Here is a 24,534-nt window from a genome sequence, read left to right on the forward strand (position 1 = left end):
ACGCGCGAGATCTACCATGCCCTGATCAACGACCTACAGGCTCGCGACCCCGCCACCCAAGCACCGACCACCGCCGACCTCGCCAAAGCCGCTTGACATCCATAGGAGCATCCTCCCCGCCCCCGCCCCCGACATCGGGCTCAGTAGCCGCTCGACCCACCGCCGCCGGAGAACGACGCGTTGGAGTAGCTGCTGTTGGTCGCACTCGACGCCGCCGACTGGGCGGCCTGCACGTCGTGGGCGTGCCAGCTCGACACAACGTAGTAGGGCACGAAGCCCTGGTATCCGTAGCCGGCGCGCCAGTCGCGGTCGTACAGCCGCGGAGCGTGGCGATCGCCGGCGTCCTTCGCCTCCTCGACATCCGCCATCTCGCGGGCGCGGATGGCCTCCACGACGATCCGGTAGTCCACCACGAGACGCGCGTAGCGGTCCATGAAGTCCGGCGCGGCGGTGTCGCGCGCGAGCTCGTCTCCCCGCGCGTCCAGCGCCCGGGCCTCGGCCGCGAGCCGGGAGTCCTTCGTACCCAGGGCCGCGGCGAGCATGTCCTCGTGCAGCTCGCCGAGCTGGCGGCGGCGCGCGTCGGCGTCGCCCTGCTCCATGCGGAACAGTTCGTCGATGTTCTTCTCGGCCGTCTCCATCTGGTCCACCGTCTCGTGCGCGCTGTCGATGTCGGCGGCGTGGGCGCGGAACTCGGAGTCCGAGGAGTCCGGCCGCAGGTCACCGATACGGCCCATGACGGTGTCCAGGGCGAGGAAGCGGTCGCGGATGTCGGCCCACTGGGACCGCAGCTCGTCGTCGGCCAGCGGGGAGGTGAGCGAGTTGGCGCGGATGTCCAGCCCGTCGAGTTCCCCGGCGACCCGCCCGTATTCGCGGGACACCCGGTCGTACCGCTCCCTCGCCGTCGCCGCCTTCTTCTTCCGGTTAGCGGCGACACCCGCGCCGATTGCGCCCACGGCCACCACACCCGCGCCGCCGAGCGCCCACGGCAACCAGCCCGGCGCCCCCTCCCGCTCCGGCGCGAGCACGGTGGGATCGGCCGCCGCCTGCGCGCCCGAGAGCAGACCCACCGCGTGGTTCCCGCGGCGCATCGGGTCCTTCATCGCCTCCAGCGAACCGTCGAGGTGGCGGCCCTCGAAGAGGTCGAGCGCCGCGCACACGTCGTCGCCACAGTAGATCCCCACGTCGCGGGACTCCGGGTCGTTGACCACGAGCAGCGCGCCCGGCGCCCACTTCTCGCGGTCGCCGGCGACGAGGTCGGGCCGGTCGGACTGCGCGAAACGCTCGGTGGTGTCGTTGAGGTTCTCGCCGCCGTCGTCGAAGGTCAGGAACACCACGCGGCGGACCTGGGGCGGGAACGAGATCCGCCCGGTCTCGGTGCGCAGGAGGTCCTCGTCGCCGGATGAGAGGACGTCGGCCCGGTCGGTGATCTCCACCTCCACCGCCTGCTCCGGCTCGTCGGCGGTCGGCGCGGGGGCCTCGGCCGGCGCCTGGGCGTGCGCGACGGAGCCGGGCGACCACGCGAGCATCGTCAGCAGCGCCGCGGCACCCGCGAGTGCCACGAGGAGTCGGATAAGGACGCGGGGCACGGGCCGGGTCATGTCCTCAGGGTAGCTGCGGCGCTTCGCCCGCGACAGCCTCTCGGCGACCGACCCGACCGGGACCGTTACCGTGGTCCGGTGTTCCTGCTCGAAACGCTCATCGCCATCACCGTCGCCCTGACGACCGCCTTCGGCGGGCTCGTCGCCGAGGACCTGATCTCCCGCGACGCCGCGTGCACCGTCTCGGCCGTGCCCGATCTGTGGTCGGAGAACTGTACGTCGCCGTCGCGCCTGTGGTGGTTCCTCGGCACGTTGGCGGTGCTCGTGGTGGCCATGGCGCTGCGCTCGTGGCTCATCGCCCACAACGGCACCCTCTACTACCTGCGGCTGCTGCCCGCGGAGAGCGCCGACCGCACCCGCGCCGCGGTGGACGTGGCCAACGCGCGCAGCCTGGACTTCCGGTCGGCGACCGGGTGGTTCGGAACGCACGGCGACGTGGTGGACCTGCGACGCGAGGTGGACCACGTGTCCGACGAGCTCGAGCGCGCGATGAACGACGACGACGACGCCACCGGCTACGTCCTGGCGCCCAATCTCGCGTTCCCGGCCGCCCTCGCGGTGGGCTACGACGTGCTGCTGCGCGAGCGCACGCACCTCGCGGAGCTCCCCGCCGAGGCGCGGAAGCGGCGCCTGCCCGGGGGTGACACGGGCGTGCGGACGGTGTACTTCGACGACGGCGACGACACCTGGGCCGAGCGCCGCTGGCGGTCGCGCCGCGCGCAGGCCGACACCCAGCTCGCCCTGCACACGCTCGGCGCCGGAGCCCCTGACCGGGCGGCCGTCCGGCGCGTGTGGCTCTCGCTGCAGCTCGAGGGCGGCGGGCCGGTCTCAGAGATCGATGCGGGTCACCCCCTGCGTGAGACGTGTGAGGTGGTCGTGGTGGCGGGTCCCACCGCGAGTGGCGACGACGACGAGGGGGCCGCCCTCGTCCCGTGGACGCTGCCGGCCGGGCGCTGGGTGCCCGGTGCGAGCGGGCGACGCGTGGACCCGCGGGCGTTCGCGCGCCTGGTCGAGGAGCTCTCGGGAGTGGTGGAGCAGGTGCTCGACGACTACCCCGAGGCCGAGGTGCTGCTCACCGGACGGATGCCACGAACGGTGGCGTTCGCGCTGGGCTACGTGATCGCCCAGCGCAAGGACGACCGGATCGAGGGCAAGCGCGCGGCCCTGCACCCCACGCGCTCGGATGACACCCGCGCCGAACGCGCCCAGGCCGTGGCCGAGAACGAGGGGCTGAGCTCGCTGAGCCGCTTCTGGGACTCGGTCACGCCGGTGCTCGAGCACCTCGGCGAGGCCAAGCCCGCGCTCGTGCACGCGGCGCAGGACGCCGCGGCGGTCCGGAATCGCCGAATGCCCTGACCTGGACCGGACCCACCGGGGCGGGGCCGGGGAGGCGGGCGGAGGCTCAGGCGTCGGCGAGCGGCGCGCCGTCGCGCAGGTGCGGGGCCAGGGTGTTGTCGAACATCGTCAGCGCTGAGGCGATCGCCATGTGCATGTCGAGGTACTGGTAGGTGCCCAGGCGGCCGCCGAAGAGCACCTTGTTCTGGGCGGTCTCGGCCTTGGCGCGGTCGCGGTAGGCGGCGAGCCGCTCGCGGTCGGTGGACTCGTTGATCGGGTAGTACGGCTCGTCCTCGCGGTCGGCGAAGCGGCTGTACTCGCGCATGATCACAGTCTTGTCGTTGGGGTACTCCTTGCGCTCCGGGTGGAAGTGCCGGAACTCGTGGATGCGGGTGTACTCCACCTCGGCGTCGTTGTAGTTCATCACCGGGGTGCCCTGGAAGTCGCCGGTGGGCAGGACCTCCATCTCGAAATCCAGGGTGCGCCAGCCGAGCTCGCCGTCGGCGTAGTCGAAGTAGCGGTCGAGCGGGCCGGTGTACACGACGGGCGCGTCGGGGTTGGCGGCGCGCACGGCGTCGCGGACGTCGAACCAATCCGTGTCGAGCACCACGTCGATCTTGTCGTCGGCCGCCATGTTCTCGAGCCACGCGGTGTAGCCGTCGACCGGCAGGCCCTCGTAGGTGTCGTTGAAGTAGCGGTTGTCGAAGGTGTAGCGGACGGGCAGGCGGGTGATGTTGCCGGCGGGCAGGTTCTTGGGGTCGGTCTGCCACTGCTTGGCGGTGTAGCCCTTGATGAACGCCTCGTACAGCGGGCGTCCGATCAGGGAGATGGCCTTCTCCTCGAAGTTGGCGGCCTCGTCGGAAGAGAACTCGGAGGCCTGCTCGGCGATGAGGGCGCGGGCCTCGTCCGGCGAGTAGTAGCGGCCGAAGAACTGGTTGATCAGGCCCAGGCCCATGGGGAACTGGTACGCGGTGCCGTCGTACATGCAGAACACGCGGTGCTGGTAGCCGGTGAAGTCGGTGAACTTGTTGACGTACTCCCACACGCGCTCGTTCGAGGTGTGGAACAGGTGCGCGCCGTACTTGTGGATCTCGATCCCGGTCTCGGGTTCGGCCTCCGAGTAGGCGTTGCCGCCGATGTGGTGGCGACGTTCGAGCACGAGTACCCGCTTGCCGAGCTCGGTGGCCGCGCGCTCCGCGACCGTCAGGCCGTAGAAACCCGACCCCACCACGATGAGGTCATAGGTGCCCCACTGCCGCTCGCCTGCCATCGTCGATTCCCTCCGTTTGACACGTGCGCACCGTGGAAAGCCGGTGCACGCCCGAGTTCGTGTGCCGCGACTGTTCTCCGCGGCCGCGCCTGTGGTCCCCGCGCCGGTCGGTGCGGGTCCGGGTTCCCAGGGTATCCGGCGGGTCGGGGGGTGGTTAATGGCGCGCCGACTGACGACGACGACAAAAACTCTGAACTTCTTCTCGGAGGACCCGCGTCCACTCACGCCGCAGGTCGGGTGTCGTCGTCGTCGTACGCCGGTTCGAAACTACATAGTTGTCACCACAAAATTCACTTGTACACCACTTGGTTTCACACGTTTCTTGGCTAACATTGACCACGTTCGTCACATCCGTCCCATCTGTCGCGCCTCGGCGCGGTGGGCGAGGCGGAGTGGGAGAAGTGTCCCGTGGTTCGCACCGCGGAGCACCGACACCTGATCTGGAGAAGCCCTTGAGCACACGACGCCGCCCACTGCACTACAGCGGTCGACGCCGGACCCTCGCCGTTGCGGTGGCGGTCGCGGCGTCCGTCGTCACCCCGATCGCCGTCTACGGGGCCGACCAGGCAACCGAATCCGGGGAGGACATCGCCACCACCGCGAACTCCGGCCTGCCCACCGGCGAGGTCGAGGTCTCGCTCGCCGACGCGCCCGACGCCACCGGCGTGGACCGCGACGTCGCCGCAGGGTCAGGCCCCGTCAAGGAGATCACCTCCGAGACGCCGTTCACGATGATGGGCGTCACCTGGAAGGGCTCCCACCCGGACGCCGTGGCCAACGTCCGCGCGAAGGGCGCCGACGGCACGTGGGGCCCCTGGTACGAGGCCGAGTCGGTCGACGGCAAGAGCGAGACCACCAATGACACCGGCGGAACCGAACCCATCTACCTCGGCATGGACGCCACGGCGGTACAGATCTCCCTCTCCGGCGTCGACATCGCCGACTCCTCGCTGGCCGACGCGCCCGACGCCTCCGAAGAGACCGCCGCCGACGCAGGCGATCCGGATCGCTTCGAGGTCGAGGCCGACGACACCGCGTCCGACGCCGCCGGGGCTGACGACGCCGCGCCCGCCGACAAGGACATCGCCGCCCGTTCCGACGCCCCCGCCGAGGCCGCACCCGAATCCCGCGAGTCGGTCGGCACGCCCCCGATCCCCACCCGGTTCGCGGACATCAAGCCGGTCGCCGAGACCTCCGAGCTCGACTCGGACTCCGCCTCCGACTCCGTTCAGGCCGTCCTGCTCTCGCCGGACAAGACCCCGACGCCCTCCCCTGAGCAGTTCGCCGACATCTCCGCCTCAGGCGACGGCACCTACGGCGACGTCGCGGTGAAGCAGCCGACGATCATCACCCGCTCCGGTTGGGGCGCGAATGAGTCGATGCGCTGTGGCTCACCGACCTACGACCCCGATCTGGCCGCCGGCGTGGTCCACCACACCGCGGGCAGCAACAACTACTCCAAGGGCGACTCGGCGAGCATCGTCCGCGGCATCTACTCGTACCACGCGCGCACGCTGGGCTGGTGCGACGTGGGGTACAACGTGCTGGTCGACAAGTACGGCCAGGCCTTCGAGGGCCGCGCCGGCGGACTGTCCCGCAACGTACAGGGCGCCCACGCCGGTGGCTTCAACGGCAACACGTGGGGCATCTCGATGATGGGCGACTTCTCGACCGTGTCCCCGCCCGACGCCACCATCCGCAAGGTCGGCGAGATCCTCGGGTGGCGCCTGGCCGTGGCCGGCGTGGACCCCAAGGGCACCGACATGCACTACTCGGAGGGCACGTCCTACACGAAGTACTCGTACGGAACCGGGGTCCGGCTGCCGAACATCTTCGCCCACCGCGACGTCGGCCTGACGAGCTGCCCCGGCAACGCGGGCTACGCCAAGATGGGCCAGATCCGCGACATCGCGGCCTCCTACGCCAAGGGTGGCGGCGGTGGCGGTGGCGGTGGCGGCGGCACCTCGCCGACCGCGCCCGGCACCACTCCGCCGTCCACCGGTCGTGACGAGACCAGCGGCAACGGCTCGACCATCCCCGGCCTGTCCAAGTCGGCCATCCAGACGGCCGTCACCTCGGCGCTGCGCAGCGCCCTCACCGGGCAGAGGGTCGACGTCAAGGAACTGACCAGCATCCTCAGCAGTGGCGTGTCCCTCAAGGACATCCCCCTCGGCGGCGGCTCGGTCGGCGACATGGTCGGAGGCGACATCGGTGATCTCGTGAAGAAGTTCGCCGGCCCACTGGGCAAGGTCCTGTCCGGGATCCAGAAGTTCGGCAATGTCTCGCTGGTCAAGACCGAGAACGGCGCCGTGTACTCCTCCCCCGAGACCGGTGCGCACCCCGTGTGGGGCGTGATAGGCGATGCCTGGGCCGCCCAGGGCTTCGAGCACGGACCGCTCGGCCTGCCGACCTCCACCGAGACCGAGCGCCCCGACGGCACCGTCGCGCAGCGATTCGCCGGCGGCACCCTGGTCTTCGACCCGGCCACCAAGGAGATCTCCGTGGAGCCCAGCCGCTGACGGACCCCAGACCCGCGGATCGGCTCCCACCAGGTGTGCCCGCCTCGTCCCAGTAGGGGAGGCGGGCACACCGGGGAAGTGGTGGGGACCGGTCCGCACCCATGTGACACCACATCGCGCATCCGATGCCGTCGCCGATCCCGGCGGCGGCATCGGTCGATTCGCCTCGCCGTGCTGCCTCGTCCGGTGTACTCCGGGGAAGGACGGAGGCTCCCATGACACGGACACAGAACGAGTACGACGCCGCCCTCCAGCAGGCGCGAACCGGATTCGACGAGGGCGGGATCCCGATCGGCGCGGCTCTCTGGCGTGACGGCGAATTGCTGGGCGCGGGCCGTAACCGGCGGATGCAGCGCGGCAGCGCGATCCTCCACGGCGAGATCGACTGTCTGGACCACGTCGGTCGATTGGCCGACTACCGGGACTGCACGCTCTACACGACCCTGTCGCCGTGTTCGATGTGCGCCGGGGCGATAGCCCTCTTCCAGATCCCCGCAGTGGTGATCGGCGAGGCACGGACGTTCCCGGGCGAGATCGAGTTCCTCCGCGATCGCGGTGTGCGTGTCGAGGTCCTGGACGACCCCGTGGCCGCCGAGCTCCTCACCCGGTTCGCCGCCGAGAACCCTGCGGCGTGGTCGGAGGACATCGGCGGGAGGTGACCGCCGCCCCGACCATCACGCCTAGGTCCACCAGCGGCGCAGGACGTGGGCCAGGCCCGCGTCGTCGTTGCTGAGCGTGACCTCGTCCGCGACAGCGCGGACCGACGGGATCGCGTTGCCCATCGCCACACCGTGGTCGGCCCACCGCAGCATCTCCACGTCGTTCGGCATGTCGCCGAACGCCACGGTCACCGGGACGACGGGGGCAGCGGCGCCACGAGCACCTTCCCCACCAACACCTTCCCTGTCAGCCGCGCCACCGCTCGCCGGAACCAGCACCGACCCACCGGATAACTCTCCGGACGTGAGCAGACCCAGTCCACTGGCCTTGGTGACGCCGCGGGGTGCGAACTCGATGAGGCCGTCGGTCGTCGAATAGGTCACGTCCGCCAGGTGCTCGACGGCGCCGGAAACCGCAGCCGCCATGTCGGCACTCGACATACCCGGCATCCGGGCGAGGAGCTTGAGCACCGGCTCGGACAGCACCTCGTCGTGCCCCACCTCGAGATGCTCGATGCTGATCCACGCGTGCTCGTAGTCGGGACTCGCGACGAACTGTGCGTCCGCCGCGTCCCGTCCGAGCCGCTCGGCCGCGATCCCGCATCCCGGTAGCCGTTCCCCGAGGACCTGGTCGAGCTCGACCAACACGTCCGTCTGCAGCAGTGTCGACGAGAGGAACTCACCCGAGTCGGTGTCCATGATCACGGCGCCGTTCGCGCACACCGCCAGTGGCGCGAACGGGAGCTGGTCGACGATCTGCGACATCCACCGCGGCGGCCGCCCCGTGGCCAGCACGAAGGTCGCACCGCTCGCCGCGATGTCCTCGATGACGGCCAGGTTGGCGGCGGGGACGAGGTGATCGTTGCCGATCAGCGTGCCGTCGACGTCCGTGGCGACGAGGAGAGGTCTGGATGCGGTCACCGGATGTCCGGGCCTCCCGTCACAGGGTCGCCGTCGTCCGTCTCACGGGGCTCTTCGGACCGCGTCGGGGCACCACCGGCCTTCGCCGCCCGATCGTCGGGCGCGACCCCGTTCGCGGCGTCCTTCTCCGCCCGGCGTCGCAGACGCTCGGCGTGCGCGGCCTCGTCCAGCGCCGTGGCCTCATCCAGTGTCGGAGCCGATCCGCCGAGCCGGACCGGGACCCAGTTCGCCCCGGCGGGGTAGGGCCCGTGGCGGCGGGCGTACTCGTCCTGGAGCTTCTCCAGCGTGGCCTGCATCTGCGAACGGATCTGTGCAGTGCACTCGTCCACGGGCTCATACGCCGTGATGGGCTCACTGACCTCCATCATGATGGGCACCTTGGGACGCAGCAGCTTCTTGGGCAGCCCCTTGCTCCACACGCGCTGCGATCCCCAGATCGTGACCGTGAGGATCGGGACATCGGCCGCGAGGGCCATCCGGACAGCACCGGACTTGAAATCCTTGATCTCGAAGCTGCGACTGATCGTGGCCTCGGGGAACACACCGACGAGTTCACCGGCGCGCAGCCGCGAGACCGCCTCGTCGAACGACTCCTTCCCGGCCGCACGATCGACCGGGATGTGCTTCATCTTGCGCATCACGGGGCCACCGACAGGGTGATCGAAGACCTCTGCCTTGGCCATGTACCGGATGAACCGCTTGTGCTCGCGCGCCGGGATCCCGGCGTAGACGAAGTCGAAGTAGCCGGTGTGATTGATCATCACGACCGCGCCGCCTCGCGCCGGGAAGTTCTGCTCCCCGCTCATGCTGATCTTCAGCCCCTGGATCCTGAACAGTAGGCGTGCGAATCCGATAATCCCCGTATAGAAGAGCTCCACGCCCCACAGAGTAGCGGCCCAGTACGACACCGAGTGTCAATGTAGGTTCAGCCCTGTGAATGACGTCCCCTCAGACACCGTCGATCCAGATTCGCACAGCCGCCGCTACTCCTGGGCCCCGAGCCCTGAGGACCCCGCCGAACGCGTGCATGCGGGCCTGGACGCCCTCGAGAAGATCATCCGCGGTGAGCGTCACCTCTCCCCTGGCGCGCACACTCTCGGACTCACGCTCATTGCCGCGTCCGAGGGAACGGTGACCATGACCGCGACGCCCGGCCAGTGGGCGTTGAACGCCGGCGGCACGGTCCACGGTGGGATCGTCTCCGGGTGGGTCGACTCCGCCCTCGGCTACGCCACGGCCTCGGTCGTCGAACCCGGCGTCGGCTACACCACGCTCGACCTCACGGTCCGCTATATCCGTGCACTCCGGCTGGACCGGACGCCGGCGACGATCTCTGCCGAGGTGCAACACGTGGGCCGCTCGACGTCGGTGGTCCAGGTGGAGGTCACCGACACCGACGGCCGCAGGTGCGCCAGTGCGAGTGGCGTGATGATGCTGTTCCGCCCCTGACCCGTACGCGATTCGCTCAGCGGATCGGCTCGAGCACGTCCTTGCCGACGAACGGGCGCAGCGCCTCGGGAACCACGACCGAACCGTCGGCCTGCTGGTGGTTCTCAAGGATCGCGACCAGCCAGCGGGTGGTGGCGAGCGTCCCGTTGAGCGTGGCGGCGGTCTGGGTCCTGCCCTCATCGTCGCGGTAGCGAACGCCCAGTCGACGGGCCTGGAACGTCGTGCAGTTCGAGGTGGAGGTGAGCTCCCGGAAAGCGTCCTGCGTCGGGACCCACGCCTCGCAGTCGTACTTGCGGGCGGCCGAGGAACCGAGGTCTCCACCGGCGATGTCGATCACCCGGAAGGGCAGGCCCATGGCCTGCAGCATCTCCTTCTCGAAGCCGAGGAGACGCTGGTGCTCGGCGGCGGCGTCCTCCGGACGGCACCAGGAGAACATCTCGACCTTGTCGAACTGGTGGACGCGGATGATGCCGCGGGTGTCCTTACCGTGGCTGCCTGCCTCACGGCGGAAACACGACGACCACCCGCAGTAGCGCTTCGGCCCGTCCGCGAGGTCGATGATCTCGCCCTGGTGGTATCCGGCGAGGGCCACCTCAGAGGTGCCCACCAGGTACAGGTCGTCGGCCTCGAGCTTGTACACCTCGTCGGCGTGCGCCCCCAGGAAACCGGTGCCCTGCATGATCTCCGGGCGCACCAGCACCGGCGGGATCATCAGTGTGAAGCCACCTGCCATCGCCTTTTGTGCGGCGAGCTGGAGCATGCCCAGCTGGAGCATCGCGCCGTAGCCGGTGAGGAAGTAGAAGCGCGCACCGGAGACCTTCGCGCCGCGCTCCATGTCGATCAGGCCCAGGCTCTCACCCAGCTCGAGGTGGTCTTTCGGCTCGAAGTCGAACGTCGGGATCTCGCCGATCCGCTCGATCTCCACGAAGTCGTCCTCGCCTCCGGCGGGAGTGCCCTCCTCGACGATGTTGGAGAGCATCCGCTGCAGCCGGTCGACCTCGGCGGCGCCGGCCTTCTCCAACTCCTCAGCGTCCTTGACTGCCTTCTTGAGCGCGCCCGCGGCCTCGAGGAGGGCCGGACGCTCCTCCGGCGAGGCCTGACCGACCTTCTTGCCGTGGGCCTTCTGCTCGGCCCGGGCCGTGTCCGCGGCCGCGATCGAGGCACGACGCTTCTCGTCGGCGGTCAGCAGCTGGTCGACCAGCGACGGGTCCTCGCCGCGGGTGCGCTGGGAGTCACGGACGAGGTCAGGGTTCTCGCGGAGCAGCTTGAGATCGATCACGCATCCACTCTAACGATCCCGCTCCGCCACCCGTCAGACGCCGAACAGCTCGAGGAAGGCGTCCTTCTCGAACATCCGCGCCGTGTCGACGGCGGTGGGGACTCCGCCGTACGGATCGGCGCCCGCCTCGAAGAGGATCCGGACGACCTCGCCGTAGCCCTTGAACACGGCACCGGCCAGCGGGGTCTGCCCCCGGTCGTTGGCCCGCTCCACATCGGCGCCCCGCTCTACCAGCGCGCGCACGGTTCCGGGATGACCGTTGTAGGCGGCCAGCATGAGCAATCCGTCCCCACGCTCGTTGGTCAGGTCGGGGGTGACACCGGCGTCGACGTAGGCCGCCAGGCGTTCGGTTTCGCCCTCTCGCGCCAACTGGAACAGCATCTGGGCGAACTCGAGGACCTCGGGGTCCACCCCTTCTCGGGGCGAACGGGTGCCGCTGTCCGGTCCGCCGGGCTGCTGGTCGCCGTGTCCGCTCATGCCCAGGATCTTATCGTCACGGCAGCGATTGCGGCATCATAGGAGCGATGAGCACCACCACCCGATCGTCACGTCCAGGTCGGTCCCTGCTCCGTTCACGGGGCGCGGTCCTGGCCTCACTCCTCGCGATCCTGTTCGGAGGAGGGGCGACGGGTGCCCTCATGGCCTCGGCCATCAACAACCCCGATTCGTCCCGGGCCGGCCGTATCGCCCAGGTCGTCCCGCAGGTCGACCCGCGGACCCTGTCCGGTCCGGCGTACGCCGACGCCGTGCCGGGAACGTGTCTGACCTGGTCGATGGACGCATCCGACCAGGTCACCTCGTTCGCCGCGGTCGACTGCGCACAGCCCCACCGGTTCGAGGTCGCGGCCCGGATCCCGCTGTCCGACCTCCCCGGGTTCGGAGACGGCACCCCTCTGCCGACGAACGAGAAGCTCGCCCCCGTCGGTACCGAGCAGTGCCTGCCGACGATCACCCGATACGCCGGGCGAGAGGTGGACCCGGACGGCCGTTTCACGGGGTTGGTCGTGCCCCCGTCCCAGGAGGGATGGGACAAGGGCGACCACAGTGTGCTCTGCGGCATCGCGGCATCCGAGCTCGACGGCCGATCCGCGCTGTCGACCGGAGTCTTCGCCGAGTCCGACCAGCACCGGCGCTGGGAGGCGGGCACGTGCCTCGGGTTCACCGCCGAGGGATTGCCGGGCGCACCGATCCCCTGCGAGCAGGACCACTCGATCGAGATCGTGTCCGACCTCGACGTGACCGGGATCTTCCCGGAGGGACCGGTCCCACCGGAGCCGCGCGTGCAATCCGAGCTCACGGCTGAGGCGTGTCTCCAGGCCGGAATCAGCTACTTCGGGACCGACGAGGCACTGCGCCGGAGCACCCTCATCTCCACCCTGGTCAACCCGATCTCGGAGATCTCGTGGCGCACCGGCAGCCGCACGGTCAACTGCGGTCTCATGAAGGCCGCCGAGCCCGGTCCGTTCGCGGTCCTGCGAGGCCCGGCCGTCGAGGGGCTCCTCGTCGACGGTCAGGTCCCGGTCGCGCCCACGACCACCATCATCCCGCCGCCCGGAACCGATCCCGGCCAGCCCGGCCAGGCAGGTCAGCCACCGGTGGACGGATCCGCGCCTCCGGCCGAGGGTGACCTCGGCACGGCCACGGTTCCCGTCCCGTAGGCACACCCATGGGAATCACCGTCGACGAGGCGCGGTTCGAGACTCTGGTCAACGACGCCCTGGACTCCGTCCCGGACGAGTTGTTCCGGGCCATGGACAACGTCGTGGTGCTCATCGCCGACCGGAATCCCGACGAGCACGACCTGCTCGGCCTGTACGAGGGCGTGGCCTTGACCGAACGCGGGGACACCTATTCAGGCTTCCTCCCGGACACCATCACCATTTACCGGGACGCACTGTGCGACTTCTGCTCCACCGAGGAGGAGCTCGTCCACGAGGTGGCCGTGACGGTGATCCACGAGATCGCCCACCACTTCGGGATCGGCGAGGAGACCCTCCACGAGCTCGGCTGGGGCTGAGCGCCTCGGTCATGAGCACCGCGGTCATGAGCGCCGCGGTCAGAACGTCGGGCGTCCCAGGTGATCGCCCCACCGCTCGCACGACCATCCGCCGCCGTCCGGCGCCAACTCGATGACCCCGCAGTTGGCGATGTGATTGGTCAGCGCCCACTGCGACGGCACGGCGCCCGCGAAGACGGACATCATCCGCATGACCGCACCGTGGACAACCAGGACCACGTCGATCCCGTTGTCGAGGTACGACTCACGGAGTTCGGCGACCAGGGGCATCGTCCGGTCCCGCACGTCGAGGGCGCTCTCCCCGTCCGGGAGGCTGGCGGTCAGATCACCCTCCTCAAGCCAGTCGCGGATGAGCCTGTTGTAGGCGAGGAGAGCCCGGGCACCGGTCTGCATCTCGTACCGGCCGGCCTGGACCTCGTACATCCCGGGCACCGCGAGGGTCGGGAGCCCGTCCATCTGGGCGGCGATCAGACCGGCGGTCTCGCGTGCCCGCGCCGCCTCGGAGCTCATCACCACCGTCGGCGCGATCCCCGACTCCGCCAGCTCCTGCCCCACCAGGACGGCCTGTTCCCGACCGAGCTCGGTCAGCGGCGCGCCCGGCAGGGCGGTGTCGAGGGCCCCGGCGACGTTCGACGGGGTCTGACCGTGTCGGACGAGATGGAGGCGGGCACTCATCCGGCACCCTCTCCGCGGCGCAGTCCCTCGAGCCAGGCCAGCTCGTCGGCATGGTCCGGCGGTGGCGTGCCGGCCGCCTCGTCGGTGCCCGCCACGGGCCACGAGCCGAGGTAGCGCAGTTTCTCGGTCCGGTGCCGCAGGGCGACGAGCGCCTCGGCGACGACTGGGTCCTCGATGTGACCGACCAGATCGACGTGGAAGTAATAGGTGAACCGCTCGACCCGGGTGGGCCTGGAACCGATCCTCGTGAGGTCGATGTCGCGGATCGACAGTTCCGTGAGCGCCTGGACCAGCGAGTTGGGCTCGTGCGGCAGCCCGAAGATCACGCAGGTCCGGTCGTTCCCGGTGCGGGGCGTGGGTACCGCGGGCCGTCCCACCAGGACGAATCGGGTGCGTGCCCCGCCGACGTCGGCGACGTTCTCGGCCAGCGGGACGAGCCCGTTGATCTCCCCCGCGCGGGCGGGCGCCGCGGTGGCATCCGCGATCCCGGCGGCGACCTCCTCCGCTCCGGCCGCGGTCGACGAGGTGGTCTCGATGCGGGCGTTCGGCAGGTGCTCCGCGACCCACCCCCGGACCTGCGCGGCAGCGACTGGGTGGGTCCGCAGGACCCGGACGTCCTCGGCGGCCGTTCCGGGCCGGACGAGGATCGAGAAGACCACGTCGATCTCGGTCTCGGCGAAGATCTGGAGCCGATCACCCACCGCGAGGGCGTCGCTGGTGGGGTTGACCGTGCCGTCGACCGAGTTCTCGAACGGGACGCACGCGTACCCGGCCTCGCCGGAACGGACCTTCTCCAGCGCCTCGCCCATCGTCTCGACCGGGTTCGGGCGGGCTCCCGTCAGCAGCGCTCCGACGTGCGGATCCACGACGAACTGCTGTAGGGCGGCGTCGGTGAAGGTGCCGGGAGGACCAAGGTAGGAAACGGTGACCACGACGACAACCCTAGTTCGCGTCAGCCGGGGTCTGCTGCCGCGAGCTCGGCGGCGACGGCCTCCGCTCGGTCCCGCGGGACCACCACGCAGGTGATCACGTCCCGGATCGCCTCCCGGGCCGATCGGGACAGTCCGACGATCGCGGCCGGGTCGGGTGAGACGATCGCGGCGGCGACATCGGCACCGGTCATGGCCGCGACCGCCCCGGACAACACCGCCCACACCCCGGAGGCGTCCGCGCAACGGGGGATCAACCCGGAACCGAAGCCCACCCCGGCGTGGGCGGCGATCACGAGGAGATCCGCGAGCGGAGCGGCACTGCCGGCGGGGTCGGCGGGGTCGGGACCGATGTTCACCACCGCGGGGGCACCCCTGCCCAACACCTCGGCGACCCGGTCCGGTGAGGGCAGACCGGTGGCCGCCCCGGCCTCGACGACCACCGGCACGGAATCCGTCCACCGGCCCAGGATCTCGGTGAGCGAGGCGTCGTCCACGACGAGATCCTCGAGCAGATCCGGCCGGGAGGGGCCACGACCGAGCAGTTCCAACGACACCGTCATGAGCACAGGTCTACACCCCGATCACGGGCGGTGCTCAGCAGCCCCGGCCCGGCGCCCCCGACGTTGCTAGTCTCACCAGCGATGACTTCCGACGACCCCACCGGCCCCCCGAGCGAGGAGGCCCACGACACCGCGCCCGAGGACGAGACCCCGGACGCCTCGCACCTCACGCCCGAGGAGAAGCGGGGCCCGCGCACGATCCACGTCGCGATCGGCCTGCTCACCCTGCTCATCGTCGTGTCCGTGATCAACAGCCCGGAGTCGGTTCTCCCCCGCGACTCGACGCTCGCCGGCAACTACGTCGCCGATGAGAGCTCGGATCTGGAGATCGTCGTCCCGGTCGGGTGGGAGTCCGTCGACGACGTCGAGTTCGGCTCCCTCGAACTGGTCCCCGTCGACTCGGGGAACGATCCGGAGACCAGGATCTTCGCCGGAGCCCTCGATTCCGGTACGCCCGCCGCGGCGATCGCCGACGACGAGGGCGCCGCCACGGCCCTCGCCGAGACCGTCCAGCAGTACATCCTCGGGGTCCGCGGGATCCGCGACGACAAACGCACCTTCGACGTGGTGAACGAACTCGGAACGGGCGCGGCGGTGTCCTACGTGGTGGTGCCCGAGGATCCCGCCCGGGTCGCCGACGGGGGACTCATCTTCGCCGCTGTCTTCGGCACGCCCGAGGAGAGATGGTGGGTGGCCTATATGTCGACCTCCCAGCAGTCCGCTCCCGGCCCCCGCTGGATGAGCCGGATCGTCAACTCAATCCACGACCAGGACTGACCGGACCGCCCCCGTGCTCACCGCACTGTCCCCCCGCGAGGCCCTGACCCGGTACGCGGCACGATTCGAGCCCGTCACCGACCCGCGGGTCAGGCGGGTGCTGCTCGCCGAGGTCGTCGTCGTCCTCCTCGTCACCTTCGGCCTCTCCGGTCTGTACGCCGTTCTCGACCTGGTCTCCGCGCTACTCGCCCCGGCCGACCTCGCCGACCAGACGGCGACCCTTAACGCCTCACGCTCCGCCCACACGTGGCTCGACCTGGCCTACCAGGGACTCGGCGTGCTGCGCCTGACCGCGTGGGCCCTGCTGCCGCTCGTCCTGCTCGCCCACACCGGGATCAGGGCGCGCGCCGTCGGACTGGTCCGGGACCGGGCCGGCAGTCAGGTCATGTGGGGCCTCGCGCTGACCGCGGTGATCGGCATCCCCGGCCTCGCCCTGTACCTCGGTGCCGTCGGCGCGGGGTTCAACCTGCAGGTCGCCGCGTCCGGGTTGACCGAGACCTGGTGGCGGCCCCTGGTCCTGGTGCTCTCCGCGGCAGGGAACGGAGCCGCCGAGGAGATCCTCGTCGTGGGCTACCTGCTGATCCGCCTGCGCCAACTCGGGGTGCCGCCGACGATCGCCCTGATCGGCACCGCGGTCCTGCGCGGGTCGTACCACCTGTACCAGGGCTTCGGTGGCGGGGCCGGCAACCTGGCGATGGGACTCGTCTTTGCGCTGTGGTGGATGCGCACCCGGCGACTGTGGCCGCTGATCCTCGCCCACACGCTCCTGGACGTGGCAGCATTCCTGGGATATGCCCTGGTGGCGCCGCATGTGACGTGGCTCTGAACCGACACCCGACGGTGCCGTCCGACCCGGTGTGACGCCTGTGATGCTCGACTCGACGCGGCGACGAGGACCGTCGACCCGCGCCGCGGACAAGTAGAGTCCGATTCCATGACCGACGACCCCAGGCGCCGGCACCTCACTCCCGAGGAAGCCGCCGAACTCCGGCGCCGCGCGCGCGAACGCCGCGGCTACGCCGACCCGGCGGCGCCTCGGGACCCCGCACCACGGCGGGATCCCCGGTCGTCCGCGCCCCGGCCCTCGCGGTCCCAGGCACCCCGCCCGTCACGGTCGGTGGACCCCCGCGACGCCCGCGCCGGAGGTCCCCGTGACCCTCGCGGCGGAGCCGCCCGCGACCCCCGCGAGGGTCTGCCCCGCGATCCCCGCGGTGGTGATCCCCGTGGCGGTGTTCCCCGTGGCGGTGTTCCCCGTGATCCCCGCGACGCCGCTGATCCGCGCCGGAGCGGTGGACGCGACCGGGGCCGCACCGGCTACCAGCCCCGTCAGACCCCCGAACCGATCCCGCCGGACGAGCGGGCGCGCTACGCCGACCGCACCGGCCGCGATCCTCGTTCTGGCCGCGATCCGCGTGATCCGCGCCAGATGCGCGGTCGCGCGGCCGATCGCGATCCGTACCGCCAGCCGGTCGATCGCCGGGGCCAGAGACGCGGCGGTCGGCGTGACGGAGCCGGGATGCCCGCCTCCGCGACGGCCGCCCGTCGGCAGCGACCCGCCCGGGCACCGCGTGCGCGCCGGATCGGCCCGCTGAAGATCGTCGGACTGGTGCTCGTCCTGATCCTCACGCTCGGGATCGTCACCGCGCTGTGGGCGGATTCCAAGTTGCAGCGGATCGACGCCCTGGTCGACTACCCCGGTCGGATCGGCAACACCCCCGGCACCGTCACCCTGCTCGTCGGCACCGACTCCCGAGAGGGCCTGTCTCCCGAGCAACAGGCGGAGCTGTCCACCGGCTCGGAGGCGGACGCCGGCGGAAAGCGCACCGACACGATGATGCTCGTGTTCACGCCCCGCGGCGGCGACCGGACCATGCTCATCTCGCTGCCCCGCGACTTGCTCGTCGACATCCCCGGCTACGGCGAAAACAAGCTCAACGCCGCCTACACGTTCGGCGGGCCGCCCCTGCTCACCCAGACGCTGGAACAACAGACCGGCGTCCGCATCGACCACTACGCGGAGATCGGTTTCGGCGGGTTCGCCGGCATCGTCGACGCGGTCGGTGGCGTGGAGATCTGCATCGACGAGCCGATCGTCGATCCCTTCGCCGGTCTCGACCTGGCCCCCGGGTGTCAGATCCTCACCGGCGCGCAGTCCCTCGGATTCGTCCGCACCCGGCACGGCTTCGCCGAGCAGGATCTCCAGCGCGTGCGGAACCAGCGACAGTTCCTCGGCTCGCTCACCCGGACCGTGCTGACGCCGGGCAACGTGCTCAACCCGTTCACCGCGCTTCCCCTGCTCGATTCGGGTGCAGAGGCCGTCACCGTGGACACCGGGGATCACATCTGGACCCTCGCCTCGGTGATGTACAAGCTCGGCAACGACCCGCTCACCGTCACCGCGCCGAACGACGGCATGGCCTCCGGGACCGTCGGGTCCTACCTCGTGTGGGGTCCCACCACGACCGGGTTCTTCGATGCCGTCGCGAACGGCCGGACCCCCGGGCCGGAGTACCTCGACGTCGGGTCGTGACGGGGACGGTCTCGGTCCGCCGGGTCGGTCGCGTCAGCCGGCGGGGGTGATGGAGACGATGCCCCAGGTACCGTCCTCGTTCTCCGCCACCCGCACGCGCTGGTGGATGAGGACCGGCTCCGACTCCGGCGGGAACTCCGTCAGATCCACCTCGAGAAGAGTGGGGCCGAGCTCGCGGATCTCCACGCAGTGCGACGTTCCCTCCGCGAGACGATCGATCCCCTCACTGCGCAACTGGTCCTCGGTCATCCGACTCGACGGGGACACCGCCTCGAACGCCTTCTCCGCCGACCGCTCGACGTAGTAGGCGTGGTCAAACGCCAATACCGTGTCGGCCGGGCTGTCGAGCGAACCAGGGCCGGATCCCCGCACGCGCCCGTCCTCGACCGTGTCGGCGCACCCCGGGTTCGCCGCGGCGGTCGGGGCGGCCTCGGGCGCGGTGGCTGAGCGGGTCACGAAGAACCCGAGGATCGCCGACCCACCCAGAACCGCGGCACCCGCTGCCGCCAGGACGGCGATCCGCACCGGTCGACGCGACCACAATGGGCTGGCCCTTTCCGACTCGGACGACCGGGCCGCAGCGGCGGCGTCTGCGCCTGAACCGACTGCGCCCGCGGCGACAGGTGCAGTGGTCGGTACGGGTGCAGTGGTCGGTACGGGTGCCGGGGCAGCTGGGGACGCGGCAGGAGGTGACGCCGGAGTCGCCGAGGAAGCGGGAGCCTGCGAGGGCTCGGACACCGGCGCCGACGCACGAGGCGGCGCGGGTGAGCGTTCGGCCACGGGTGAGGGCCCGGCCGCGGGTTCGGGGCGGGCGGCGGGCTCGGTCCCGGTGGGCCGAGCCGCGGTCCCGGGGACCCGGCGCAGCGGAAGTGTCGACAGGTCGGATTCCGCGTCAGGACCGGCCACGGGACCAGTGGAGGGCCCCGAGGAAGGTGTAGTCGCGGCGCCCGTGGAGGCATTCGATGCGGCGGCGGTGTCGGAACCCCCCGCGGAGTCGCGGCGCTCCCCGTGGGTCGACGCCCCGTCCGCAGGCGCACTGCGCCGCCGCGCCCCCAGGGTGATCCGGGTCGGAAGGACCCGGTTCGAGTCGGACCGGCTCCCCTGTTCGGCCCGCCCGGCATCGGCCTCCGCGGCATCGGCGGCCGACGGGGTGACGGGCGGGGTGGCCGCGACCGACGGATCAGTGGTCGGTCCGGTCCGCAGCCACGGAGGGACGGTCACCTCCGGGAGAGGCGGCACGGCGGCGTCGTCGTCAGATCCCGTCCGATCCGCCACAACCCCACTCCCTCCGTCACCACAACCCACGTCAGACGACGCGGGTGACTGTGAGAATCCTAAGCGCCACAGAGCACACTCGGGGAGTCGACCTCCCACCGCCCGCCGCCGGACACGACAGCGGGCCGCGCCGACATCGAGGTCGGCGCGGCCCGGGAGCCAAACCCCGGTGTCCGCGACGGCCGGGGGAAGCGGAGATCAGCGGAGGGTCACCTGGCGCGAACGGAGCCCGTCGCGCGAGGAACGCTCCTCGGAGGTGAGCGGCGCGTCGACCGCCAGGGCCTCGGCCAGTCGCGCGTCGAGCGCCTGCAGACCGGCCGCCCACTCCTGGTGGTGCATCTCGCGATCGAGATCGAACACCGGGACCAGCACACCGTGCGTCCGGAAGGAGCCCGCGAAACGCGAGCCCTCGCCCAGATCCAGGCCGTCGGCCGCATGCACGCGGGCCAGGGCCTCGAACAGCTTGTCCTCGTCCTCCGGGCGGACCCACCGGATGTGGGCCTTCTCGCCCGTGTCGACCCACCACGCCGCCTCGACGCCCTCGGCCTCGACGCGCGCCGAGGGCATCATGACCTCGTTGGCGTTGCGCACGGCCTGCGCGATCTCCGGAGCCACCTCGACGCCCTCGGCGACCCACCACGAGAAGTCGTCGTGGACCACGATCTCCAGCGGAGCGTCGGCCACCACGATGTCGGCCAGCGCCGGGGTGTCACCGTTCGGGTGCGCGGAGGTCAACGTCTCGCCGCCACCGGCGCGCCGGGCCCAGTCCACGGCATACGCCAGGTCGGCGGCCACATCGGGCCCGTGGACCTGCACCTGCAATCCCACCAGGGCCTCGCCACCGAGCGTCTCGTCGCGCACCAGGGCGGCGATGGCCCCGGGCAGGACGGTCGCGATGGTGACGTCGCGGCCCTCCCCGACCGTGGTCAGGCGCCCGGTGGCCGACGGAACGAACTCGCGCATCGCCACCATGTCGCACTCGCCGGCGAACCCGGCGAACGGACGCGGAGCGACGCTCAGTTGCTCACGTTCGGCCGCGCGTGCGGCGAGTTTTGCCTGGCGGTTACTGCCCGGCTTCGGCTCGTTACTGCGATTGCGTCTACCCACGTACACCACGATACGGTGCGCTCCGGGCGCCTGTGCCCGGACCACGGACTTCGGCGCGCGGGCGTTTCCGCCCAGGGTCGGACGCGCGGGTCACAGCCCGACCGCGCCCGCCGTTCCGGTGGTCTCGGTCGCCCCGTCCGCACCGCCGCTGACAACACCGCCGCCGACGGCGCCGGTCTCACCGGTCTCACCGGCCGCGCCGTTCTTCCCGGCCCCGTCGAGCACGGTCAGCGCGCGCGAGGGGACATTGGTGCCCACCCACTCGATGCCGAGGTCGCGGCAGAGCAGCAGGTCGGCGGGGTCGTCGACGGTCCAGCAGTAGGTGCCCATGCCGCGCGAGCGCCAGTAGTCGACCAGCCAGGGCCGCGCCCGGATCGCACCGATGCTCGGCCCCATGAGCTGCGCGCCGAACCCCTCGGCGGGCCAGGACTTGAGGACGTTGCGCCGCTCGCGCAACTGCACCGTCGGCACCTGCGGGACGAGCTGCCGGAACCGCCGCACGGCCATCACGGAGAAACTCATCATCACGGCTCGGGACTCGGCGAAGCTGTCCGGCCGGTCCAGGCCGAAGTACGCGAGCTCGTCCCGCACGGCGACCTCGACCTTGCCGCCCGAGGGCACGGGGTGCTTGGTCTCGATGAACAGCTTGACCTGCGGGTACGCCTCAGCGAGCACGAGGAAGCTGCGGAGCGTCAGGACGGACTCGGGCGCGGAGTGGACGGGGTGCCAGGACCCCACGTCGATGCCAGACAGTTGGTCGAGCGTGCTGGAGTGCACCCACAGGTCGCGGTCTCCGACACGGCTGGTGCAGGGGTCGTGCAGGAGGACAGGGACGCCGTCGGCGGTGAGCCGCACGTCCAGTTCGAGCGCCTCGGCCCCCTGCTCGAGCGCCCGCTGGTAGGCGACGCGGGTGAGCTCGGGGTATTCGGCGGAGGCACCGCGGTGGGCCACGACCCCGCTCCGGGTGGACACCGGGGACGGCAGGTGGGTGGTCGCGTGAACCGTCACGTCTCGCTCCTTCCGGGCGACTATCTACGGTCCACGATCCCCGCCGCGATCAACCGCCTGGTGAATCGTGGGGAAGGGTCGTCGAAACTCCGCATGACAGACCGTGTCTGGTGGACGGCCCAGGCGGCGGCGAGTGCCGCGATGGCGGTGAAGAGGACGGTGTCGGCGGCGGCCTGGGGTCCGTCGCCGGTGCTGCGCCAGAACGCCACGGCCACTGCCACGACGTTGATCGCCCACGCCGCCCACCAGCGGCGCAGTGCGGATCGGGAGGGGGCGCGGGGGGACGCCCGGCGGAGTTCTTCCAGGTAGACGGGGAGGCGGAAGAAGTTGACGACGACGACGAGGCTCCCCAGCCACAGGTCGAGCCTCGACCGGGGGTCCGTCCCGGGCTCGAACACCCGGCGGCGCGTCCGCACGAGCCAGGCGGTCGCGGTGACGGCCGCGCACACCGCCACGACGAGGGAGACCCCGCCGGTGACCCAGACGAGTGCCGTGGTGACGGCGTCGATCCACCAGGGCGCGACCCGGTTCGCGTAGACGGCCAGGGCGAGGTACCGCAGGCCGTGGGCGATCGCGGTGCCGATCAGCCAGACGTAGGCGGAGGTGAGGATCCCGGGTGCGGCGGAGGCCAGTAGGGCCCGGGCCGGGGCCGGCTCGGTCTCGAGCCGGCGTGGGATAGCGACCAGCGGCAGACCCCAACGGGGGGTGGCGGGGTACCGCGGGGTCGTGCTCCCCCAGGCGGGTCCGGACCGGTACCGCGGTTGCGGGGGGCGGGCGGTGTCGGTGGGCTGCCGCCACGGAGGGTGGGCGACCCACTGCCACTGCCGCGGGCGTCCCGGTGTGGTCATGCGGTCCATGCTGGCACAGCAGTGGCCGGAGGCGGAGGATGGACACATGACTGTGACGTGTCTTCGTGTCCACGACCTCGTCTCGGGCGAGGTCGATCCCGGCGGTGCCCACGTCGTTCTGGTGGACCGCCTGTGGCCGCGGGGCGTGCGCAAGGAGTCCTTCTCCTATGACGAGTGGTGCAAGGACGCCGCTCCCAGTACCGACCTGCGGAAGGAGTTCCATTCCGGGGAGCTCGATTTCGAAGAGTTCGCCGAGCGGTATCGCGCCGAGCTGGACAGCGGCGACGCGGCCGAGGCTGTCGATCATCTGGCCGAACTGTCCTCGGATGGTGGGCTCGTCCTGGCGTACGCGGCCAGGGACACCGAACGAAATCACGCCCTGGTTCTGGCGGAGGTCGTCCGCGACGGGGGTGCTCGTCACCGATAGTTCATGTTCGCATCATCACCAATAGGTGACGGAACGCCTCTCGGTCTGTAGTGTTCTCACCAGTAGTTGAAACAGTACGTTGTATTTCTGTAGACCAGCGTCCTCGTCGAGGGCGATGCGGCACCGCAGGGAAACACAGCTCGCTCTCTGCTGCATCACCCTGATGCTCCGACAAGCGGAGCATCGACTCTCGAAAGGACGCCGATATGGCTACCGGCACCGTGAAGTGGTTCAACGCTGACAAGGGCTTCGGCTTCATCGCCCCCGACGACGGCTCGGCCGACGTCTTCGCCCACTTCTCCGCCATCAACGGCTCGGGCTACCGCTCGCTCGAGGAGAACCAGCAGGTCTCCTTCGACGTCGCGCAGGGCGCCAAGGGCCTGCAGGCCGAGAACATCACCGTTCTCTGATCTTCAGCCTCGTGCTGACGAGCACGCGGGCGTCGTGATTTCCACGACAGACCCCAGCTCGCCTCAGATCGCATGAGAAGGGCCCGGCCGGGATTCTCCCGGCCGGGCCCTTCTTCTCGTGTCCGTACCCGCCCGCGCTGAGCCGGGCCCGGTCAGCCGCATCAGACCGGACAGGCGATCCCGCTGCGCACGTGGCAGTCGTAGCCGCCGGGGTTCTTGACGAGGTACTGCTGGTGGTAGTCCTCGGCGAAGTAGTACGTCCCGGCCCGGACCTCCTCGAGCATCCCGATCTCGGTGGTCACCGCACCGCGACCGGCCGCCGAGAGCGCGTCGGCGTATCCCGCCGAGATCCTGCGCGCCGTCTCCAACTGCTCGTGGGTCGTGGTCAGGACCGCCGAGCGGTACTGCGTCCCCACATCGTTCCCCTGACGCATCCCCTGGGTCGGGTCATGCCACTCGAAGTACGTGGCGAGCAATTTCTCGACCGGCAACGCCTCCGGATCGAACACCACCAGCACCGCCTCGGTGTGCCCGGTCGCCCCCGTGCACACCTCCTGGTAGGTGGGGTTGGGCGTCCAGCCGCCGGCATACACCGCGGCTGTCGTCCACACGCCGTCGAGTTCCCAGAGCACACGTTCGGCGCCCCAGAAACAGCCCATCCCCAGGACGATCACCTCGTGCCCCTCCGGGTACGGTCCCGTCATGGGATTGCCGGTGACGATGTTCGCCGCGGCCACGGGGACGGACTCGGTCCGGCCCGGGAGAGCGGAGTCCTTCTCGATGACGGTGGACGCCGAGCGCAGCGCGGCGGTTCGAATGGAATCCTGTAGCCAGCCCATGCCGCCAGGGTAGCGCCGTACGGGAATCGAGATGCAGGCGTGATGTGACGGAAGCCATAGTCGGGGTTATGGTGAACCGGAGTACGACCGAGGGGGAAT

Annotated in this window: 25 protein-coding genes; 11 read left to right on the forward strand and 14 right to left on the reverse strand. The window is 70.6% G+C overall.

Annotated elements, in window-relative coordinates; all coding sequences use genetic code 11:
• Positions 1-140: 140 nt before the first annotated feature.
• The gene (locus OPF83_RS11275) at positions 141-1,598 is read right to left on the reverse strand and encodes a DUF5129 domain-containing protein (RefSeq protein ID WP_264887555.1); all 1,458 of its coding nucleotides are present in this window, start codon (positions 1,596-1,598) and stop codon (positions 141-143) included.
• Positions 1,599-1,676: 78 nt separating this feature from the next.
• Between OPF83_RS11275 and OPF83_RS11280 the strand changes: the two genes are divergently transcribed.
• Positions 1,677-2,954, forward strand: a complete 1,278-nt coding sequence (locus OPF83_RS11280) for a hypothetical protein (RefSeq protein WP_264887556.1) — start codon at positions 1,677-1,679, stop codon at positions 2,952-2,954.
• 46 nt (positions 2,955-3,000) lie between these two features.
• Here OPF83_RS11280 and glf read toward each other — a convergent pair whose 3' ends face one another.
• Positions 3,001-4,203 carry a UDP-galactopyranose mutase gene (gene glf, locus OPF83_RS11285; RefSeq protein WP_264887557.1) on the reverse strand — a complete coding sequence of 401 codons (1,203 nt, stop codon included), beginning with the start codon at positions 4,201-4,203 and terminating at the stop codon, positions 3,001-3,003.
• Positions 4,204-4,655: 452 nt separating this feature from the next.
• Here glf and OPF83_RS11290 point away from each other — a divergent pair, with 452 nt between their 5' ends.
• Both OPF83_RS11290 and OPF83_RS11295 read left to right on the forward strand, forming a co-directional pair.
• The gene (locus OPF83_RS11290; protein WP_264887558.1) at positions 4,656-6,722 is read left to right on the forward strand and encodes an N-acetylmuramoyl-L-alanine amidase; all 2,067 of its coding nucleotides are present in this window, start codon (positions 4,656-4,658) and stop codon (positions 6,720-6,722) included.
• 215 nt (positions 6,723-6,937) lie between these two features.
• Positions 6,938-7,381 carry a nucleoside deaminase gene (locus OPF83_RS11295; protein ID WP_264887559.1) on the forward strand — a complete coding sequence of 148 codons (444 nt, stop codon included), beginning with the start codon at positions 6,938-6,940 and terminating at the stop codon, positions 7,379-7,381.
• Between the two features lie 21 nt (positions 7,382-7,402).
• On the opposite strand, the gene OPF83_RS11300 is transcribed toward OPF83_RS11295, so the two are convergent.
• A complete protein-coding gene (locus tag OPF83_RS11300; RefSeq protein WP_264887560.1) occupies positions 7,403-8,302 on the reverse strand; it encodes an HAD family hydrolase in 900 nt (299 codons plus the stop codon).
• Positions 8,299-9,180, reverse strand: a complete 882-nt coding sequence (locus tag OPF83_RS11305) for a 1-acyl-sn-glycerol-3-phosphate acyltransferase (protein WP_264887561.1) — start codon at positions 9,178-9,180, stop codon at positions 8,299-8,301. Before OPF83_RS11305 ends, OPF83_RS11300 begins: the two co-directional genes overlap by 4 nt.
• Before the next feature lie 55 nt (positions 9,181-9,235).
• On the opposite strand from OPF83_RS11305, the gene OPF83_RS11310 reads away from it, so the two are divergent.
• Positions 9,236-9,751 (forward strand): PaaI family thioesterase, encoded by a 516-nt coding sequence (locus tag OPF83_RS11310; RefSeq protein ID WP_264887562.1) that lies wholly within the window; start codon positions 9,236-9,238, stop codon positions 9,749-9,751.
• Between the two features lie 16 nt (positions 9,752-9,767).
• On the opposite strand, the gene serS is transcribed toward OPF83_RS11310, so the two are convergent.
• Positions 9,768-11,030, reverse strand: a complete 1,263-nt coding sequence (gene serS / locus OPF83_RS11315; protein WP_264887563.1) for a serine--tRNA ligase — start codon at positions 11,028-11,030, stop codon at positions 9,768-9,770.
• Between the two features lie 33 nt (positions 11,031-11,063).
• Positions 11,064-11,411 (reverse strand): ankyrin repeat domain-containing protein, encoded by a 348-nt coding sequence (locus OPF83_RS11320; RefSeq protein ID WP_264887632.1) that lies wholly within the window; start codon positions 11,409-11,411, stop codon positions 11,064-11,066.
• Between the two features lie 143 nt (positions 11,412-11,554).
• Here OPF83_RS11320 and OPF83_RS11325 point away from each other — a divergent pair, with 143 nt between their 5' ends.
• Positions 11,555-12,688 carry a septum formation family protein gene (locus tag OPF83_RS11325; RefSeq protein WP_264887564.1) on the forward strand — a complete coding sequence of 378 codons (1,134 nt, stop codon included), beginning with the start codon at positions 11,555-11,557 and terminating at the stop codon, positions 12,686-12,688.
• An 8-nt stretch (positions 12,689-12,696) separates the two neighbouring features.
• The gene (locus tag OPF83_RS11330) at positions 12,697-13,047 is read left to right on the forward strand and encodes a metallopeptidase family protein (protein ID WP_264887565.1); all 351 of its coding nucleotides are present in this window, start codon (positions 12,697-12,699) and stop codon (positions 13,045-13,047) included.
• A 39-nt stretch (positions 13,048-13,086) separates the two neighbouring features.
• Here OPF83_RS11330 and OPF83_RS11335 read toward each other — a convergent pair whose 3' ends face one another.
• Genes OPF83_RS11335 through OPF83_RS11345 form a run of 3 tightly spaced genes read right to left on the reverse strand, consistent with a single transcriptional unit; the run spans position 13,087 to position 15,214 of the window.
• The gene (locus tag OPF83_RS11335) at positions 13,087-13,722 is read right to left on the reverse strand and encodes a histidine phosphatase family protein (RefSeq protein ID WP_264887566.1); all 636 of its coding nucleotides are present in this window, start codon (positions 13,720-13,722) and stop codon (positions 13,087-13,089) included.
• Positions 13,719-14,654, reverse strand: a complete 936-nt coding sequence (gene pheA, locus OPF83_RS11340) for a prephenate dehydratase (RefSeq protein ID WP_264887567.1) — start codon at positions 14,652-14,654, stop codon at positions 13,719-13,721. Before pheA ends, OPF83_RS11335 begins: the two co-directional genes overlap by 4 nt.
• 20 nt (positions 14,655-14,674) lie before the next feature.
• Positions 14,675-15,214, reverse strand: a complete 540-nt coding sequence (locus OPF83_RS11345) for a hypothetical protein (protein WP_264887568.1) — start codon at positions 15,212-15,214, stop codon at positions 14,675-14,677.
• An 81-nt stretch (positions 15,215-15,295) separates the two neighbouring features.
• Here OPF83_RS11345 and OPF83_RS11350 point away from each other — a divergent pair, with 81 nt between their 5' ends.
• The 3 genes from OPF83_RS11350 (at position 15,296) to OPF83_RS11360 (ending at position 18,521) form a co-directional block, all read left to right on the forward strand.
• Complete coding sequence (locus OPF83_RS11350; RefSeq protein WP_264887569.1) at positions 15,296-15,991, forward strand: hypothetical protein; 696 nt, start codon at positions 15,296-15,298, stop codon at positions 15,989-15,991.
• A 13-nt stretch (positions 15,992-16,004) separates the two neighbouring features.
• Positions 16,005-16,817, forward strand: coding sequence for a CPBP family intramembrane glutamic endopeptidase (locus tag OPF83_RS11355; protein ID WP_264887570.1), 813 nt, complete (start codon positions 16,005-16,007; stop codon positions 16,815-16,817).
• A 108-nt stretch (positions 16,818-16,925) separates the two neighbouring features.
• Positions 16,926-18,521, forward strand: a complete 1,596-nt coding sequence (locus OPF83_RS11360) for an LCP family protein (protein ID WP_264887571.1) — start codon at positions 16,926-16,928, stop codon at positions 18,519-18,521.
• A 33-nt stretch (positions 18,522-18,554) separates the two neighbouring features.
• On the opposite strand, the gene OPF83_RS11365 is transcribed toward OPF83_RS11360, so the two are convergent.
• From OPF83_RS11365 to OPF83_RS11380, 4 genes are all read right to left on the reverse strand, one after another.
• A complete protein-coding gene (locus OPF83_RS11365) occupies positions 18,555-19,046 on the reverse strand; it encodes a hypothetical protein (protein WP_264887572.1) in 492 nt (163 codons plus the stop codon).
• A 948-nt stretch (positions 19,047-19,994) separates the two neighbouring features.
• Positions 19,995-20,903, reverse strand: a complete 909-nt coding sequence (locus OPF83_RS11370) for a DUF5926 family protein (RefSeq protein ID WP_264887573.1) — start codon at positions 20,901-20,903, stop codon at positions 19,995-19,997.
• A gap of 90 nt (positions 20,904-20,993) precedes the next feature.
• Positions 20,994-21,911: a glycerophosphodiester phosphodiesterase family protein gene (locus OPF83_RS11375; protein ID WP_264887574.1), complete on the reverse strand. Its 918-nt coding sequence runs from the start codon at positions 21,909-21,911 to the stop codon at positions 20,994-20,996.
• A gap of 20 nt (positions 21,912-21,931) precedes the next feature.
• Positions 21,932-22,759, reverse strand: coding sequence for a DUF4328 domain-containing protein (locus OPF83_RS11380; protein ID WP_264887575.1), 828 nt, complete (start codon positions 22,757-22,759; stop codon positions 21,932-21,934).
• Positions 22,760-22,805: 46 nt separating this feature from the next.
• Here OPF83_RS11380 and OPF83_RS11385 point away from each other — a divergent pair, with 46 nt between their 5' ends.
• Entirely contained in the window at positions 22,806-23,186 is a 381-nt protein-coding gene (locus OPF83_RS11385) for a DUF488 domain-containing protein (RefSeq protein ID WP_264887576.1), read from the forward strand.
• 206 nt (positions 23,187-23,392) lie between these two features.
• Positions 23,393-23,596, forward strand: a complete 204-nt coding sequence (locus tag OPF83_RS11390) for a cold-shock protein (protein WP_264887577.1) — start codon at positions 23,393-23,395, stop codon at positions 23,594-23,596.
• A 161-nt stretch (positions 23,597-23,757) separates the two neighbouring features.
• On the opposite strand, the gene msrA is transcribed toward OPF83_RS11390, so the two are convergent.
• The gene (gene msrA, locus OPF83_RS11395) at positions 23,758-24,435 is read right to left on the reverse strand and encodes a peptide-methionine (S)-S-oxide reductase MsrA (protein WP_264887578.1); all 678 of its coding nucleotides are present in this window, start codon (positions 24,433-24,435) and stop codon (positions 23,758-23,760) included.
• Between the last annotated feature and the right edge of the window lie 99 nt (positions 24,436-24,534).

Origin of the sequence: Dietzia sp. NCCP-2495 (assembly GCF_026011735.1) — a bacterium.
GTDB lineage: Bacteria > Actinomycetota > Actinomycetes > Mycobacteriales > Mycobacteriaceae > Dietzia.

Bases quoted from the DNA above. Each gene is read 5' to 3' on its own strand.
- OPF83_RS11320 (WP_264887632.1), bottom strand. From the start codon at position 11,411: ATGCTGTTCCAGTTGGCGCGAGAGGGCGAAACCGAACGCCTGGCGGCC.
- msrA (WP_264887578.1), bottom strand. From the start codon at position 24,435: ATGGGCTGGCTACAGGATTCCATTCGAACCGCCGCGCTGCGCTCGGCG.
- OPF83_RS11335 (WP_264887566.1), bottom strand. From the start codon at position 13,722: ATGAGTGCCCGCCTCCATCTCGTCCGACACGGTCAGACCCCGTCGAAC.
- OPF83_RS11380 (WP_264887575.1), bottom strand. From the start codon at position 22,759: ATGACCACACCGGGACGCCCGCGGCAGTGGCAGTGGGTCGCCCACCCT.
- OPF83_RS11390 (WP_264887577.1), top strand. From the start codon at position 23,393: ATGGCTACCGGCACCGTGAAGTGGTTCAACGCTGACAAGGGCTTCGGC.
- OPF83_RS11360 (WP_264887571.1), top strand. From the start codon at position 16,926: ATGACCGACGACCCCAGGCGCCGGCACCTCACTCCCGAGGAAGCCGCC.
- OPF83_RS11350 (WP_264887569.1), top strand. From the start codon at position 15,296: ATGACTTCCGACGACCCCACCGGCCCCCCGAGCGAGGAGGCCCACGAC.
- OPF83_RS11325 (WP_264887564.1), top strand. From the start codon at position 11,555: ATGAGCACCACCACCCGATCGTCACGTCCAGGTCGGTCCCTGCTCCGT.
- OPF83_RS11385 (WP_264887576.1), top strand. From the start codon at position 22,806: ATGACTGTGACGTGTCTTCGTGTCCACGACCTCGTCTCGGGCGAGGTC.
- OPF83_RS11330 (WP_264887565.1), top strand. From the start codon at position 12,697: ATGGGAATCACCGTCGACGAGGCGCGGTTCGAGACTCTGGTCAACGAC.
- glf (WP_264887557.1), bottom strand. From the start codon at position 4,203: ATGGCAGGCGAGCGGCAGTGGGGCACCTATGACCTCATCGTGGTGGGG.
- OPF83_RS11295 (WP_264887559.1), top strand. From the start codon at position 6,938: ATGACACGGACACAGAACGAGTACGACGCCGCCCTCCAGCAGGCGCGA.
- OPF83_RS11275 (WP_264887555.1), bottom strand. From the start codon at position 1,598: ATGACCCGGCCCGTGCCCCGCGTCCTTATCCGACTCCTCGTGGCACTC.
- OPF83_RS11345 (WP_264887568.1), bottom strand. From the start codon at position 15,214: ATGACGGTGTCGTTGGAACTGCTCGGTCGTGGCCCCTCCCGGCCGGAT.